At 67.6% G+C, this 13,291-nt stretch carries 13 protein-coding genes; 2 read left to right on the top strand and 11 right to left on the bottom strand.

The annotated features are described in order from the left end of the window. Window positions 1-25 precede the first annotated feature (25 nt). Together ACUZ2Y_RS20460 and ACUZ2Y_RS20455 are read right to left on the bottom strand one after the other, a co-directional pair. Window positions 26-208 (bottom strand): hypothetical protein, encoded by a 183-nt coding sequence (locus ACUZ2Y_RS20460; protein WP_476321236.1) that lies wholly within the window; start codon window positions 206-208, stop codon window positions 26-28. A 414-nt stretch (window positions 209-622) separates the two neighbouring features. Then, window positions 623-769 (bottom strand): hypothetical protein, encoded by a 147-nt coding sequence (locus ACUZ2Y_RS20455; RefSeq protein WP_166657913.1) that lies wholly within the window; start codon window positions 767-769, stop codon window positions 623-625. Between the two features lie 302 nt (window positions 770-1,071). Here ACUZ2Y_RS20455 and ACUZ2Y_RS20450 point away from each other — a divergent pair, with 302 nt between their 5' ends. Both ACUZ2Y_RS20450 and ACUZ2Y_RS20445 read left to right on the top strand, forming a co-directional pair. After that, window positions 1,072-1,986, top strand: coding sequence for an ROK family protein (locus ACUZ2Y_RS20450; protein WP_476321234.1), 915 nt, complete (start codon window positions 1,072-1,074; stop codon window positions 1,984-1,986). 187 nt (window positions 1,987-2,173) lie between these two features. After that, window positions 2,174-2,488 carry a hypothetical protein gene (locus ACUZ2Y_RS20445; protein ID WP_476321232.1) on the top strand — a complete coding sequence of 105 codons (315 nt, stop codon included), beginning with the start codon at window positions 2,174-2,176 and terminating at the stop codon, window positions 2,486-2,488. A 36-nt stretch (window positions 2,489-2,524) separates the two neighbouring features. Here the strand turns inward: ACUZ2Y_RS20445 and mctP are convergent, their stop codons facing one another. The 9 genes from mctP to ACUZ2Y_RS20400 form a co-directional block, all read right to left on the bottom strand. Beyond that, the gene (gene mctP / locus ACUZ2Y_RS20440; protein ID WP_476331968.1) at window positions 2,525-4,159 is read right to left on the bottom strand and encodes a monocarboxylate uptake permease MctP; all 1,635 of its coding nucleotides are present in this window, start codon (window positions 4,157-4,159) and stop codon (window positions 2,525-2,527) included. A 5-nt stretch (window positions 4,160-4,164) separates the two neighbouring features. Continuing rightward, window positions 4,165-4,446: a DUF3311 domain-containing protein gene (locus ACUZ2Y_RS20435; RefSeq protein WP_476321230.1), complete on the bottom strand. Its 282-nt coding sequence runs from the start codon at window positions 4,444-4,446 to the stop codon at window positions 4,165-4,167. A 160-nt stretch (window positions 4,447-4,606) separates the two neighbouring features. After that, complete coding sequence (locus tag ACUZ2Y_RS20430; RefSeq protein ID WP_476321228.1) at window positions 4,607-4,834, bottom strand: hypothetical protein; 228 nt, start codon at window positions 4,832-4,834, stop codon at window positions 4,607-4,609. 125 nt (window positions 4,835-4,959) lie between these two features. Further along, window positions 4,960-6,783, bottom strand: a complete 1,824-nt coding sequence (locus ACUZ2Y_RS20425) for a phosphoenolpyruvate carboxykinase (GTP) (protein ID WP_476321226.1) — start codon at window positions 6,781-6,783, stop codon at window positions 4,960-4,962. Between the two features lie 477 nt (window positions 6,784-7,260). Further along, on the bottom strand, window positions 7,261-8,052 hold the full coding sequence (locus tag ACUZ2Y_RS20420) for a hypothetical protein (protein ID WP_476321224.1): 792 nt from the start codon (window positions 8,050-8,052) through the stop codon (window positions 7,261-7,263). A 116-nt stretch (window positions 8,053-8,168) separates the two neighbouring features. Next, a complete protein-coding gene (locus ACUZ2Y_RS20415; RefSeq protein ID WP_476321222.1) occupies window positions 8,169-10,001 on the bottom strand; it encodes a dynamin family protein in 1,833 nt (610 codons plus the stop codon). Beyond that, the gene (gene grpE / locus ACUZ2Y_RS20410) at window positions 9,998-10,468 is read right to left on the bottom strand and encodes a nucleotide exchange factor GrpE (RefSeq protein WP_476321220.1); all 471 of its coding nucleotides are present in this window, start codon (window positions 10,466-10,468) and stop codon (window positions 9,998-10,000) included. Before grpE ends, ACUZ2Y_RS20415 begins: the two co-directional genes overlap by 4 nt. A 26-nt stretch (window positions 10,469-10,494) precedes the next feature. Next, on the bottom strand, window positions 10,495-11,586 hold the full coding sequence (locus ACUZ2Y_RS20405) for a methyltransferase (RefSeq protein WP_476321218.1): 1,092 nt from the start codon (window positions 11,584-11,586) through the stop codon (window positions 10,495-10,497). A gap of 18 nt (window positions 11,587-11,604) precedes the next feature. Continuing rightward, a complete protein-coding gene (locus ACUZ2Y_RS20400; protein ID WP_476321216.1) occupies window positions 11,605-13,179 on the bottom strand; it encodes a dynamin family protein in 1,575 nt (524 codons plus the stop codon). Window positions 13,180-13,291 lie beyond the last annotated feature (112 nt).

Raw genomic sequence — 13,291 nt, 5'->3', positions numbered from 1 at the left:
TCGCGGCCCGACAGGCCCGCGTCGATCAGCTTTGCCGCGAGTTTCGCGATTCAGTCGCCGCGCGCTCCCGCGCTTCGGCAGCATCAGTGACGGCTTGTCGAACATGCGACACCTCGGCCTGGTCGACTCCAGTGACCTTGAACTCGACAGACACTTGACCCTGATCGAGTGGGATGTCCTCCATGACCGCGATCAGGTCGCGTGCCATGGCCGTCGCCTCAGCCGCGGCCACCCCTTCGAAAGACAAGCCATCTGCGAACCGATGGGCTTGACCACTCCAACTGAGACCAGACTAAGGGGCGATGTGGACGCAGGCGGCGGGCACGGCCGATCAAGACGGCGGGCGTCGCCACGCCGGGTCAGGAGTAACCGCACCGTGGGGGTTTGGGGGCTCGGCCCCCAAGACAGAGGACGAAGGACGAAGGGCAGGGCGCGAAACGCGAAGCGTTGAGTGCCCAAATGGAAACCCCGTAGTGCTGCCAGGTCGGGGGTCCGCCAGCACTACGGGGTCAACCGGAACATCGTGCTGAGTCCCGGTGGTGTTACACAGAACCAAACTGTGCCCTGCATCACATTTTGGTTCTGTGTAATTGAAGGCTATTCAGGGTCGAGCAGGAAGGGCTTAGCGCCAGGTCACGTGCTGCGTCTGAGCGAGGGTGATCAGCTCGTGACGCATCGAGGGCGTAGCCGCCTGCTCGATCGCGCGAGTCACCGCCTTGCGAGTACGGGCCTCGACGCGGCGGGCTCGGATCTTCGCAGCGATGTTCATGGTGGTCGCATCCCCTTCGGAAGCTATTTGCCGTTCTGGCTGACCGGCATGACTCAAGTATGCACCTTCCGCTCCACAAATGCACCCGTTTGTCCGGTGAACTGGCGCACATCCCGATGAATCATCGGTCAACTACAGATGGGCTCCGGCGGCTGTCCGGTCTGGGGTGTGACCCGGCGGACACCCGGCTAACGCGAAACGGGGGTGGCGCGATGCCGTCCTACCCGCCTATCGAGTGATCTACTAAAATTCTTAGATCTACCTAGACAAGCGGAGACGACCGTCGGCGGCATACTTCTCGGGTGGCTTACCTGGGTATTGACATCGGCGGGACGAAGATCGCGGCCGGGATCGTCGACGGCGGCGGCAAAGTGCTGGAACGCCTGCAGGTCCCGACTCCCGAAGGCGACGCCGACACGGTGTTCGCGGCGATCGAGGAGTGCGTGCGGAAGCTGGACACCGAAGTCGACGGTGTCGGCGTGGCCAGCGCGGGCCCGCTCGACCTGCGGGCCGGCACCGTCTCGCCGGTCAACATCCCAGAGTGGCGTGGCTTCCCGCTGCGCGACCGGGTGCGACAGCTCTTCCCCGACAACGATGTCGTCCTGGCCAACGACGGCCTGTGCATGGCGCTCGGCGAGCACTGGGTGGGCGCGGGCCGCGGGACCGCCGACATGCTCGGCCTGGTCGTCTCGACCGGCGTCGGCGGCGGGCTGGTCCTCGGCGGTCGCGCGTACCCGGGCCGCACCGGCAACGCCGGGCACATCGGGCACACCGCCGTCGACGACGAGCCGGACTGTCCGTGCGGCGGCGTTGGCTGCGTCGAGGTCCGCGCGAGCGGGCCGAACCTGGTGACCTGGGCTCGATCCCAGGGATGGAACGCCCCGGACGACGCCGACGCCAAGGCGCTGGCGGACGCGGCGATGGCGGGCGACGAGATCGCGAACGCCGCGTTCGAGCGCAGCGGGCGAGCCGTCGGCATGGCGATCGCTTCGACCGCCGTGATGTTCGATCTTGAGCTGGCGGTGGTCGGCGGCGGGGTGGCCCAGGCCGGTGAGCTGCTGTTCGCGCCCATCCGTTCGGCGGTCGCCCGGCACGCCAAGTTGACGTATGTGAGCGATTTGCGGGTCGTTTCCGCCGAATTGGGCAAAGACGCGGGCATCGTCGGCGCCGCGTCGCTCGTGGCGCGACCTGCGACGATGCCGACTCCACCCGAATAGGCCAACAGTCGACTCCGGTGATCGCTTCCGGTCAGCGAATCACTCGATCGGCGTGCCTTGTCGCTTGCCTTCCGTTCGTCGCTGAACACGCTCCGCTCACCGTCTACTTCGAAGTAGAAGGGTGATCTTCGGCCGAATGGCGGCAGACTTAACGGCGACTCGGGCAGACCTAAGGAGTTCGACAGCTTTGGCCGTTAAAGGAGCAGAGTCCACCAGTGCGGAACACCGCCGCGCCGTGCACCTGACTTACGTGCCGCCCCCGGCTGACCGCACGATCCCGTCGCCGAGGTCGGAACCCGCGCCCGCGCGGCATTCCGCGGGGGAGAAGTTCATGCTCGCCGCCGAGCGCGTGCTGGGCGGCTTAGCGCCGACGCTGCGCCGGGCGCTGATGATGTTGGGCATCGCCGTGGGCGGGCTCATCGTCGTCGCGTTCACCGCGGGCGTCGCGATCGCCGGGGTGGCCGCCCTCATGCTGGCCGCCGTGGCGTACTCACAGAGGTAGGTGCGCGCGGGCCGACTGCCCGCGCGCACCTCGCCTCTAGTGCGCGCCGATCTTCTTCAGCTTCTTGTCACCCTCGTCGACGTGGTAGTCGCCGAGGTTGGTCTCGTCGGTGCCGTTGAACGTGCGCATCCGCCGAGCGATCACCGTCACCACGACCGCGACGAGCAGGTTCGCCGCGAGCGCCAGGATGCCCGCGTAGATCAGCAGGGTGTTGCCCGCGAAGGGGTGCCAGCCGAAGATGCTCAGGTCGGTGAGCTTGAGGGCCGACGACCCGAAGTGCTGACGCTTCCCGTCCGCGCTGGGGATGTTGTAGAGCAGCCACATGCCCCAGGCCATGCCGACGGTCCAGCCGGCGATCAGTCCGCGCATGTGGAACCACCGAGTGTAGAGCGCGATGGCCACGGCGGGCAGCGTCTGCAGGATCATCACGCCGCCGATGAGCTGCAGGTCGATCGAGAACTGCGGGTCGATGAACAGGATGAACGCGACCGCGCCGAACTTGACCACCAGCGACGCCAGCTTGGCCTGCTTGGCCTCCTGGGCGGGCGTGGCGTCCTTGTGCATGAACTCCTTGTAGACGTTGCGCGTCCACAGGTTCGCCGCGGCGATCGACATGATCGCGGCGGGCACCAGGGCGCCGATGCCGATCGCGGCGAACGCGATGCCGGCGAACCACGCCGGGAACTGGTCCTGGAACAGGACGGGCACGATGGTGTTCGTGTCAGCCTTGCCTGTCGCCTGGTTCATGATCGGCTTGGTGCCCGCCGAGATGGCCATGTAGCCGAGGAGCGCGAGCAGCCCGAGGACCAGCGAGTACGCGGGCAGCGCCGACATGTTCCGCTTGATCACCTTGCGCCCGCGGGAGGCGAGCACTCCGGTGATCGAGTGCGGGTACAGGAACAGCGCGAGCGCCGAGCCCAAGGCCAGCGTCGCGTACTGCAGCTGGTTGTTCCCGTTGAGCAGCAAGCCATCGCCCGCCGCGGGCGTCGCCTTGAACTTCTCCTCGGCCGAGCTGAAGATCTCGCTCCAGCCGCCGAGCTTGACCGGCAGGTAGATCACCGCGACGATGATCACCACGTAGATCAGGATGTCCTTGACGAACGCGATCAGCGCGGGCGCCCGCAGGCCCGACTGGTAGGTGTAGACCGCGAGGACGATGAACGCGATCAGCAAGGGCAGGTGCCCGACGATGCCGGAGCCGTTGAACCCGAGCGTGCGCAGCACCGCCTCCAGTCCGACCAGCTGCAGCGCGATGTACGGCATGGTGGCGACGATGCCGGTGATCGCGATCAGCAGGGCCAGCAGCGGCGAGCCGTAGCGCCCGCGGACGAAGTCGGCCGGGGTGACGTAGCCGTGCACCCGCGAGACCGACCACATGCGCAGCAGCGGCATGAAGACGATCGGGTAGACGATCACCGTGTACGGCAGGGCGAAGAACCCGGCCGCGCCCGCGCTGAACATCAGCGCCGGGACCGCGACGAAGGTGTACGCCGTGTAGAGGTCGCCGCCGATCAGGAACCACGTGATCCACGAGCCGAACTTGCGCCCGCCCAGTCCCCACTCGTCGAGGTGTTCGAGCGTCTCCCCGGCCTTCCATTTGGCCGCCACGAAGCCCATGACGGTGACCACGCCGAACAGCAGGGCGAAGACGATCAGCTCTGTCCAGTGCAGGTCGTTCACCGGCTCGTCCCTTCATCCAGGTCGTCCACGTCGAGGCCGTCGCCCGGCGCGGGCTTCGTCGGCGCGTCCGCCGTCTTGAAGAAGACGAGCGTCGTGCACAGGACGCCGACGGGAATCCCGACGAACTGGAACCAGTAGTAGAAGGGCATTCCGAACAGCTCAGGGCCGGTTCGGTTATAGAGGGGAGTGATCAACCAGAGCAGCGGAACCGCCAGCAGCAGGTTCCATGGGCTCCACCTCAGTGTGGAACCCGCTTTCCCAGGCAGGGCCATTGGCATACCTCGCTCGCTTCGCGGGAGTGTTGCCGGGAAACACTAGAGCGCGAGGGCGTTCCCGTCACCAGTTGACTGGTAACGAATTCATGCCGCGATTCGCCAACGAGAGGGCAATCGTCCACAGGCTGTGCACAACTTTGTCCACAGGCTGTGGACAGCAAGTTCAGAGGTCGAAGGCCGAAACGCTGTGCAGTTCGGCGAGTCGATCACCGATGATCAACAGGCAGGGCAGGCAGCGGGGGCCTTCGTGGGACGGGCCGATCCTGCCGAACGGCACGCTGTGCGTGCACGCGGCCTCGACGAAACTCGCCGGACGCTCATCGCTGGGGAAGGCGTGTACCCGTTCGTCGTATCCCGATCGCCGCCACCGCCATCTAGCCGCCTCGCCCATTGTCCTCAGCCTCCCCGAATCGTGATCGTCCTATTCATGGGACAGGACAACACGCTGATGGTGACGCTGAAAACGCCGGAAGGCCACCACGAATCTCGTGGTGGCCTTCCCGGTTTTGCCAGTTGCTAGCCCAGACGCTGCTTGAGCGCTTCGAACTCGTCGCGCAGCGGGGTCGGCAGCTTGTCGCCGATCTTGTCGAACCACTCCTCGATGAGGGGCAGCTCGGCCTTCCACTCCTCGACGTCGACCTTCAGCGCGGCCTCGATGTCACCGCGATCGCCCTCGACGCCGTCCAAGTCGAGGTCGTCGATGGTCGGCACGTAGCCGATCGGGGTCTCGACCGCCGCGGCCTTGCCCTCGATGCGCTCGATGGCCCACTTCAGCACGCGGGAGTTCTCACCGAATCCAGGCCACAGGAACTGCTTCTCGTCGCCACGGCGGAACCAGTTGACGTAGAAGATCTTCGGCAGCTTGGTCGCGTCGGCGCTCTTGCCGGTCTCGATCCAGTGCTTGAAGTAGTCACCGGCGTGGTAGCCGATGAACGGCAGCATCGCCATCGGGTCGCGGCGCACGACACCGACCTGGCCGACCGCGGCCGCGGTGGTCTCGCTGGACAGGGTGGCGCCCATGAAGGTGCCGTGCTGCCAGCTGCGCGACTCGGTGACCAGCGGGATCGTGGTGGCGCGGCGGCCACCGAAGAAGATCGCCGAGATCGGCACGCCGTTGGGGTCGTCCCACTCGGCGGCCTTGGTGTCGCACTGCTCGATCGGGGTGCAGTAGCGCGAGTTCGGGTGCGCCGCCTTCTCCTCCGAAGCAGGAGTCCAGTCGTTCTTCTTCCAGGACGTGAGGTGCTCGGGCGCTTCGCCAATGCCCTCCCACCAGATGTCACCGTCGTCGGTCAGGGCGACGTTGGTGAACAGCGAGTTGCCCTTGGCGATGGTCTTCATCGCGTTCGGGTTGGTGTGGAAGTCGGTGCCCGGCGCCACGCCGAAGAAGCCGTTCTCCGGGTTGACGGCGTAGAGGCGGCCGTCCTTGCCGAAGCGCATCCAGGCGATGTCGTCGCCGATGGTTTCGACCTTCCACCCGGGGATGGTCGGGTCGAGCATCGCGAGGTTGGTCTTGCCGCAGGCGCTGGGGAAGGCCGCCGCGACGAAGTAGACCTTGTTCTCCGGGGAGGTCAGCTTGAGGATGAGCATGTGCTCGGCCAGCCAGCCCTCGTCGCGGCCCATCACCGAGGCGATGCGCAGCGAGTAGCACTTCTTGCCCAGCAGGGCGTTGCCGCCGTAGCCGGAGCCGAAGCTCCAGATCAGCCGCTCCTCGGGGAAGTGCACGATGTACTTGGTGTCGCTGCACGGCCACGCGACGTCGGCCTGGCCCGCTTCGAGCGGCGCGCCGATCGAGTGCAGGGCGGGGACGAAGTCGCGCTCGGTGCCGTCGGCGTCGACGAACCGCTGCAGCGCCTTGGCGCCCATCCGGGTCATGATCTTCATCGAGACCACGACGTACTCGGAGTCGGTGATCTCGACGCCCAGCATCGGGTTCTCCGCGTCGAGCGGGCCCATGCAGAACGGGATCACGTACATCGTGCGGCCGCGCATCGAGCCCCGGTAGAGCTCGGTCATCACGGCCTTCATCTCGGCCGGGTCCATCCAGTTGTTCGTGGGACCGCAGTCGGCCTCATCCTGCGAGCAGATGTAGGTCCGCTCCTCGACGCGCGCGACGTCGTTGGGGTCGGAGGCCGCGTAGAACGAGTTCGGTTTTTTGTCCAGGCGGGTGAAGGTGCCTGCCTCCACCAGCTTGTCCGTCAGCCGGGTCCACTCCTCTTCGGAGCCGTCGACCCAGACCACCTGGTCCGGAACGGTCAGTTCTGCCACCTCGCGCACCCACGCCAGGAGTCGCTGGTGCGTCGTCGGTGCCTGGTCAACGCCAGGGATTGTCACTGCCGTCATCTCGCCTCGTCTCCTGACTGAACGCCGAAATGCCGATCAGGACGCCCTCTGTCCTGGGGGACCGACGGCGTCCACATCGAATGGCTGCGCGCCCGCTCCGGATGAAGCGGGTCCGTGCCATGAAGGAATGCATTGAGGCTAGCGAAGTGACTGCCAGGTAACCGAGACCTGTCCTGTCGGTTCCCTCACAGGAACGATAAGGGAATCGATTCAGTACACGGATGCGTAGTCACAAATCGGACATCCACCTGTCCGCTCTGCGAACTCGGCCGCCGAAACGTGAGTCTTCCCACGTCAGGCGGGGGGTTCAAGAAAAGATCCCGACACGCAGCTGCGTGCCGGGAGCTTGTCCGCCTCCCCGAAATTCAAGGGGTTGGTCACCCTGCCGTTCCTAAGGGGCCGGATCGGCGGTAACCGTGGTCGGGTCTCGTCACGATCCCCTTAGGTGGCGGTGGATGGCGCGGCCGGTTTGCTGGACTACTGGTTCCAGGCGGAGTCGGAGGCGGTGGTCTTGTCGCCGGAGCCCTCGGACTCGTAGGTGCCGTCGGAGTTGATGTGACCGGTCTCGACGGTCGTCCACTCGTCTTCGCCGGTGTGCTCGGAGATGGTGACGTCGCCGTCGGCCTCGACCACGATCGCCTGGTCGGCCTCGCCGTCGCCGTCGGAGTCGGTGAACGCGTAGGTGTTGCCGTCCTCGTCGGTGACGACCGCGGTGTCGTTGGTGCCGTCGCCGTCGGCGTCGTACTCCGCCTTGCCCGCGGTCTGGTCGCCGTCCTTGGTGTCGACGGTGATCTCCTCGCCGCCTGCGCCCTTCGAGTCCTTGGCGTCGCCCTCGGCGTTGTCGTCCTTCGACGAGGTCGGCGTGGCGTCGGTGCCCTTGTCTTCCTTGTCGCTCTTGTCGGCTGTGTTGTCACTCGAGGAGGCGCCACCCTCGTCAGCGCCGTCCCCCGAGGGCGCTTCGACGGAGTTGGGGTCTGCCTCGGTCCACTCGCCGGAGGACTCGTCGTACTCGGCGGCGCCGGTGACGTTGCCTTCCTCGTCGAGCTGGACCATCGTGTCCGCGGTGCCGTCGCCGTCGGTGTCCGTGAACGCCATGTAGCCGTCCTCGGTCTGCACGACGGCGGTGTCGTTCGAGCCGTCCTTGTCGTAGTCGTAGTTCTCTTCGACCTCGAACTCTTCGCCCCCGACCTCGACGGTCAGCTCGTCCTGGCTCGACGTGTCGTCGGCGGTGGTGTCGTCAGAGTCGGCGCCGGTCTCGTCCACGTACACGTGGAACCCCCTTACTGAATCCCTTTCGGGATCGTCCGTCTTAAGTGTGGGTATGACTGACGACCCGTCGGTCCGGTTCCCGGCGTTACCAAAGAACTTCGGTACCGCTGATCGGGTCAACCCTTGTCGCGCACAGAGCGGATGCTCGCGAGGAGCTTCTCCGCGCGGTCGCGTCCGGCGACTACGTCGGTCAGGCGCTTGTTTACCACGGTCACCAGCTTTTGCCGCTCGCTCACGTCAAGTCGTAATGCCTTGTCGACCTCACGGAGTTGTTCTTCGATTCCGGCGATCCGCTTGCCCAATGCCTCGTCGAGCGCGAGCGAGAGCTGCGACTCCGCGTCGATGAGCTGTTCGGACACCAACTGGTCCAACGTGGAGCGTGAATCGGCGATCGACTCGTTGAGCCAGAGCTTCATGTGCTGCTTGTCGGCGGAGTGCTTACGCGTGCGCGCGATCCACCAGCCCGCGCCAAGTCCGATGATGATGGTGGGCACCAACAAGATCGGCGCTGCCACGGCGCCCACGATCGGCAGCACCGCCATCTTGCCCGCGCCGAAGCCGCCCGAGATGCCCATGAAGACCAGCAGCTTGTCCTCCGCGGTCGGCATCCGCTTCTCGGCGGCGCGCAGGACTACTTGGGACTGACCGGAGCGGGCGAACTGCGAGCGGATGACCTCGAGTTCGTCGGGGCTGAACAGCTCGCTGAGCACGGTGTCGGCGACCTGGTTGAGCCGGGTGCTGACCGACTGGCTGATCCGGCCGGACACCAGCTGCATGGCGGCGTCGACCTGGCCGGGCAGGGCGGCGAGCTTGTCCCGGTCGGCGGTGTCGATGGCCTGGCGGAACCACGACTGCAGGTCGCGCATCTGGCGGCTGACCTCGTGCGCGTTCTCCAACCGGGCGCGCTGGATCTCGCTGCGGAGCTTGACCTGCCAACCCCTGGTCGAGGAGCGGCGCTCCGACGTCAGCTCCTCCTTGCGGGCGCGCAGGGCCTCGGCCTCAGCCTCGCCGGTGGTGAGGGCGCGGCGTTCGTTGTCCAGCTTCACTTTCAGCTCGCCGAGCGCCGAGGACAGCGCGCGCAGCGTGTTCGCCTCCGACAGCATCGCCGAGCGGCCGACGAGCAGGCTCTGCAGCGCCTGCTGCAGCTCCACGACGCCGGACTTCTCCTTGAGCATGGTCGCGGCCTCGGGGCTGGGCGCCTTGCCCGCCATGTCGAACATCCGCGACGACACCGGGTGGAAGGTGGCGCCTGCGAAGCGGGGGGCGTGCTCGGTCAGCAGGGCCTGGTTGGCTTCGAGCACCTGCCGCCAGCCGCGGTACTGATCCACTTTGGACAGCGCGAAGACGACCGTCTCCACCCGCTCGCCGATGTTGGCGAGGAAGTTCAGCTCGCCCAGGGTGAACGGGGCGGACGCGTCGACGACGAAGAGCAGCGCGGTCGCCGACGCGGCGGCCTCGATGGCCAGCTCGCCGTGCACGGAGTCGAGGCCGCCGACCCCGGGGGTGTCGACGAGGACGAGCTTCTCCAGCAGCGGCACGGGTCCGTCGACCTCGACGTAGCGCGGCGGCAGTTCGCCGTCGGGCAGGTCATGCGCGGCGGAGACCCAGTTGATCAGCTTGCCGAGGTCGACCGGGACCGGCGCGAGCTGGCCGGGGTAGCAGGCCCGGGCCTCCCACTGCGGCGCGTGGCCGAAGATCAGGTAGGTCGCGGTGGCCACGTCCGCGTCCACAGGGGACAGACCGGGCGTCTCGATCAGGGCGTTGACCAGCGAACTCTTGCCGCGGTTGGTCTCACCGACGACCACCACGGCCGGCTTCTTCTTGCGCCGCGAGCGGATCTCCTCGACCCACTGCGCGGACTCCGGCTCGGCTTCCCGGAGCAGGGCGAGCAGCTTCTCCCTGGCCAGCGCGACCTGCTTGGGCAGCGACAGCGGCTGGGGCTGGGTCATGCGGTGGTCGCCTTGGCTGTGTAGACGGTGACGATCGGCGGGCGCAGCACCTGCCCGCGGTCGCTGAAGCCGACGACCTCGGTCTCGGCGACCGTGCCGTCGAGCGCCTCGTCCTCGGTGCCCATGGTGCCGCCCGCCTCGTGCACCGACGGGTCGAACTTCACCCCGTCGGGCCGAACCGCGTCGACGCCGACCGCCGCGAGACCTTCCTCGATGCGTTCGGCGACACCGGAACTGCGGGCGCGGTCGTGCGCGTAGAGGCACAGCGTCACCAGCGCGCGGCGCTCGTCGAGCGCCTGGTCGTAGAGCTCCGGCGCGATGCTGACCAGCGCAGGTTCGACCCGGAAGTCGTCCACCAGCTCCACCGGCGCGGCGGCGTCCGCGTTCTCGATCACCTGCGCTTCGACCTGGATGGTCGAGTCCTCGTTGCCGCCGTCTTTGCTCTTGCCCTTGAACCAGGAAGCCACGGTTCCGGAGAGTACAGGCAGCGCACTCAGACAGGAGTCGATTCGAGCACGCACAGCGGAGAGACCGTCTGGACCACCTTGTCGAGCCGGAAGCCCGCCCGTGCCAGGAACTCCCGGTGCTCCTTCTCGGTGCGCTCCCGGCCGCCGACGATCACCAGCATCTCCAGGTCGATCAGCTTCGCGGGATGGGGAGTGTTTCCCTCCGGCACGACGAAGTCGACGAGCAGCAGCTTGCCCGCCGGATCGATCGCTTCCCGGATGTTGCGCAGGATCACCAGGGCCTTGTCGTCGGCCCAGTCGTGGATGATGTTCTTCAGAACGTAGGCGTCGCCGCCCGCCGGGACGGTCTCGAAGAACGACCCGGACTCGACCGAGCACCGATCCTGGACGCCGTGCGCGCGCAGCACCTCATCGGCCCCCGCGGTCACTGACGACAGATCGAACAACACGCCTTTCGAGTCCGGCGACCGCTGCAGGATCGCGGCCAGCAGGGAGCCGTGGCCGCCGCCGACGTCGACGATCTTGCGGAACCGGGAGAAGTCGTAGGCGGCGAGCACCGGGGTCTTCGCGAACGCCGACATGCTCGTCATGGCGGTGTTGAAGACTTCCGCGTAGGCCTTGTTCTGCTCGAAGTACGCCCAGACGTCCATCCCGCGAACCTTGGACACCGCGTCCCCGCCGTCGCGCACTGAGTCGAGCAGGTGTCCCCAGTGCTCCCAGTGCTCGGGTGAGCCGACCATCTTCGCCATGGACCCCATCGGCACCTCGGCGTCGGAGCGCAGGGTGCGCCCCAGTGCGGTCAACGAGTACCGCCCTCGGCCGTCCACACGGAACACACCCTGGCTGCCGAGAGCGCGCATCAGCCGGTTCACCGCGTCGGGGTCCGCGGCGACTCGGTCCGCGATGTCCTTCGCCCGAAGGGGCCCGTCCTTGAGCACGTCGGCGATGCCGAGCTTCGCGGCGGCGTAGAGCGCCTGCGTGACCATGCTGCCGCTGATCAGGTCGATCATGGCCACCTGCGGCGGCACCATCTTGCGGTGCAGCGAACCGATCCGGGCGCGGATCCCCTCGACGAGACGCACGAGCCGGGCGGGCGGAACCTTCGCGTCGCCTGTCATGGCGTCTCCACGGGGTGGCTATCCGGCGCTACCTGTGTCCTGGGCCTTGAGCTGCTGCCAGATAAGAAAGTACGCCCGGTGCACGACGTGGGCGACCCGGCTCTGCGCCGGGGTGGCGCCGAAGGACGCGAACGAGCGCCACCAGCCCGCGCGTTCGAGCGCGTAGGCCGACAGCTCCTTGTGCGGCCTGCCCTTCATGCCCAGCTGCTCGGGGACGTCCGGGCTGCTGCCGACCCGGAGCACCTCTTCGGCGAGGTCTTCGGGCATCGACACCGCACCCGACGTGACCAGGGTGAGGGCTTCGAGCAGGCGCAGTTGGTGGGCCTCGGGCTTGGCGAGCAGGACCTCGATCGCGTCGTGCACGCGCTGGCGCTCACCCGGGTCGCCGGAGGCGTGGGCCAGCGCGGTGACGGAGGCGAGCGCGGCGGCGGCCTTGATCCCGTCGGCCCGGGCGCGGAAGACGGCGTCGAGCCTGCTGCGCAGCCCGGCGAGGCCGGATGCGTCGAGGAGCTTGCGGCGCAGGGCGCCCGCGGTGAGGTCGGGGTCGGCGCGCAGGGCGTCGACGGCGGTGCGGATGCCGTAGAGGTCGAGCTTCTCCAGCAGCTTGACCCGGGTGCCCGCGGCGACTTCGCAGTCCCAGGTCGTGAAGATGTCCGCCGACAGCAGCATGGTTTCCCAGGTGGCGTCGTCGAGCTTGGACAGCGCGCGCAGCGCGTCGGCGTCGGCGGAGGTGAAGCCGCCGGACTCGGCGGACTCGGCGAGCAGGCCGATGACCGGGATGACGTCGGCGACGCGGGGCTTGAGGGTGGCGGCCTGCTTCTCGGCGAGCAGGGTGGCGGCCTTCCACACGTCGCCGTCGCTGCCGGTGACCGACTCCGGGGTGATGGTGTCGGCCTTGTTGAGCACGGCGATGGCGTTGACCGGGCCCGCCTCGCGGCTGGCGGTGGCCGCGGTGAACGCGGCGAGGGCCTGCTGGTCGTCGGCGCGGACGCCCTGGGTCACCACATAGAGGACGGCTTCGGCGCCGGCGACCGCGTTGCGCGAGGTGTCGTCGAGTTCGCCGTCGCCGGACTCCTCGTCTTCCTCCTGCTGCGCGGCGCCGAGGAGCTGCTCGGTGCGTTTGACCGACGCGAGGTCCAGCGAGCCCAGGCCCGGGGTGTCGATGACGGTGAGGTCGCGCAGGACGGCGTTGGTGAGGTACGCCTCAAGGTGCGAGACCTTGTCGAAGTCGACTTCGAGGTCGTTGGGGATCATGCCGCCGACGTCGAAGGGCAGCACCTGCTTGGTGCCGTCGAAGAAGATCAGCTCGACCCGGTCGACCGTGCCGTACTGGAACCGGGTGACCAGCCGGGTGCACTCGCCCACGTCGGTGGGGGCGATCCGGCGGCCGATCAGCGCGTTGACCAGCGTCGACTTGCCGGATTTGATCCGGCCGGCGACGGCGACCTGCAACGGGGCCGAGAGTCTGCGCAGCACCTCGCGGAAGCCTGCCGCCGTCCGCGCGGACACCTGCGGCTGCAGGCGCTGGCACAGGTTGGCGACCGCCGCCGACAGCGGCCCGGCGAGATGCTGCTGCTCGGTCGCGGATGTCAAAGCCCGATTCCTCCCTCGGTCGTGAGGAATCGTGCCATGAGCGCGGTGGCCGTGTGCCCAGACCGTCGGATCCGCCCCCAGGAGGAGACCAAGTGCGACGGCAGGTTGACGC

The sequence above is a fragment of the Actinokineospora sp. UV203 genome, from assembly GCF_056323665.1.
The sequence above is the reverse complement of the archived record's forward strand: the minus strand, read 5'-3'. Positions and strand labels throughout refer to the sequence as shown.

Coding starts and splice junctions, on each gene's coding strand:
- ACUZ2Y_RS20415 (WP_476321222.1), bottom strand. CDS start 10,001: ATGACCCAGCCCCAGCCGCTGTCGCTGCCCAAGCAGGTCGCGCTGGCC.
- ACUZ2Y_RS20425 (WP_476321226.1), bottom strand. CDS start 6,783: ATGACGGCAGTGACAATCCCTGGCGTTGACCAGGCACCGACGACGCAC.
- ACUZ2Y_RS20405 (WP_476321218.1), bottom strand. CDS start 11,586: ATGACAGGCGACGCGAAGGTTCCGCCCGCCCGGCTCGTGCGTCTCGTC.
- ACUZ2Y_RS20460 (WP_476321236.1), bottom strand. CDS start 208: ATGGCACGCGACCTGATCGCGGTCATGGAGGACATCCCACTCGATCAG.
- ACUZ2Y_RS20435 (WP_476321230.1), bottom strand. CDS start 4,446: ATGCCAATGGCCCTGCCTGGGAAAGCGGGTTCCACACTGAGGTGGAGC.
- ACUZ2Y_RS20430 (WP_476321228.1), bottom strand. CDS start 4,834: ATGGGCGAGGCGGCTAGATGGCGGTGGCGGCGATCGGGATACGACGAA.
- ACUZ2Y_RS20455 (WP_166657913.1), bottom strand. CDS start 769: ATGAACATCGCTGCGAAGATCCGAGCCCGCCGCGTCGAGGCCCGTACT.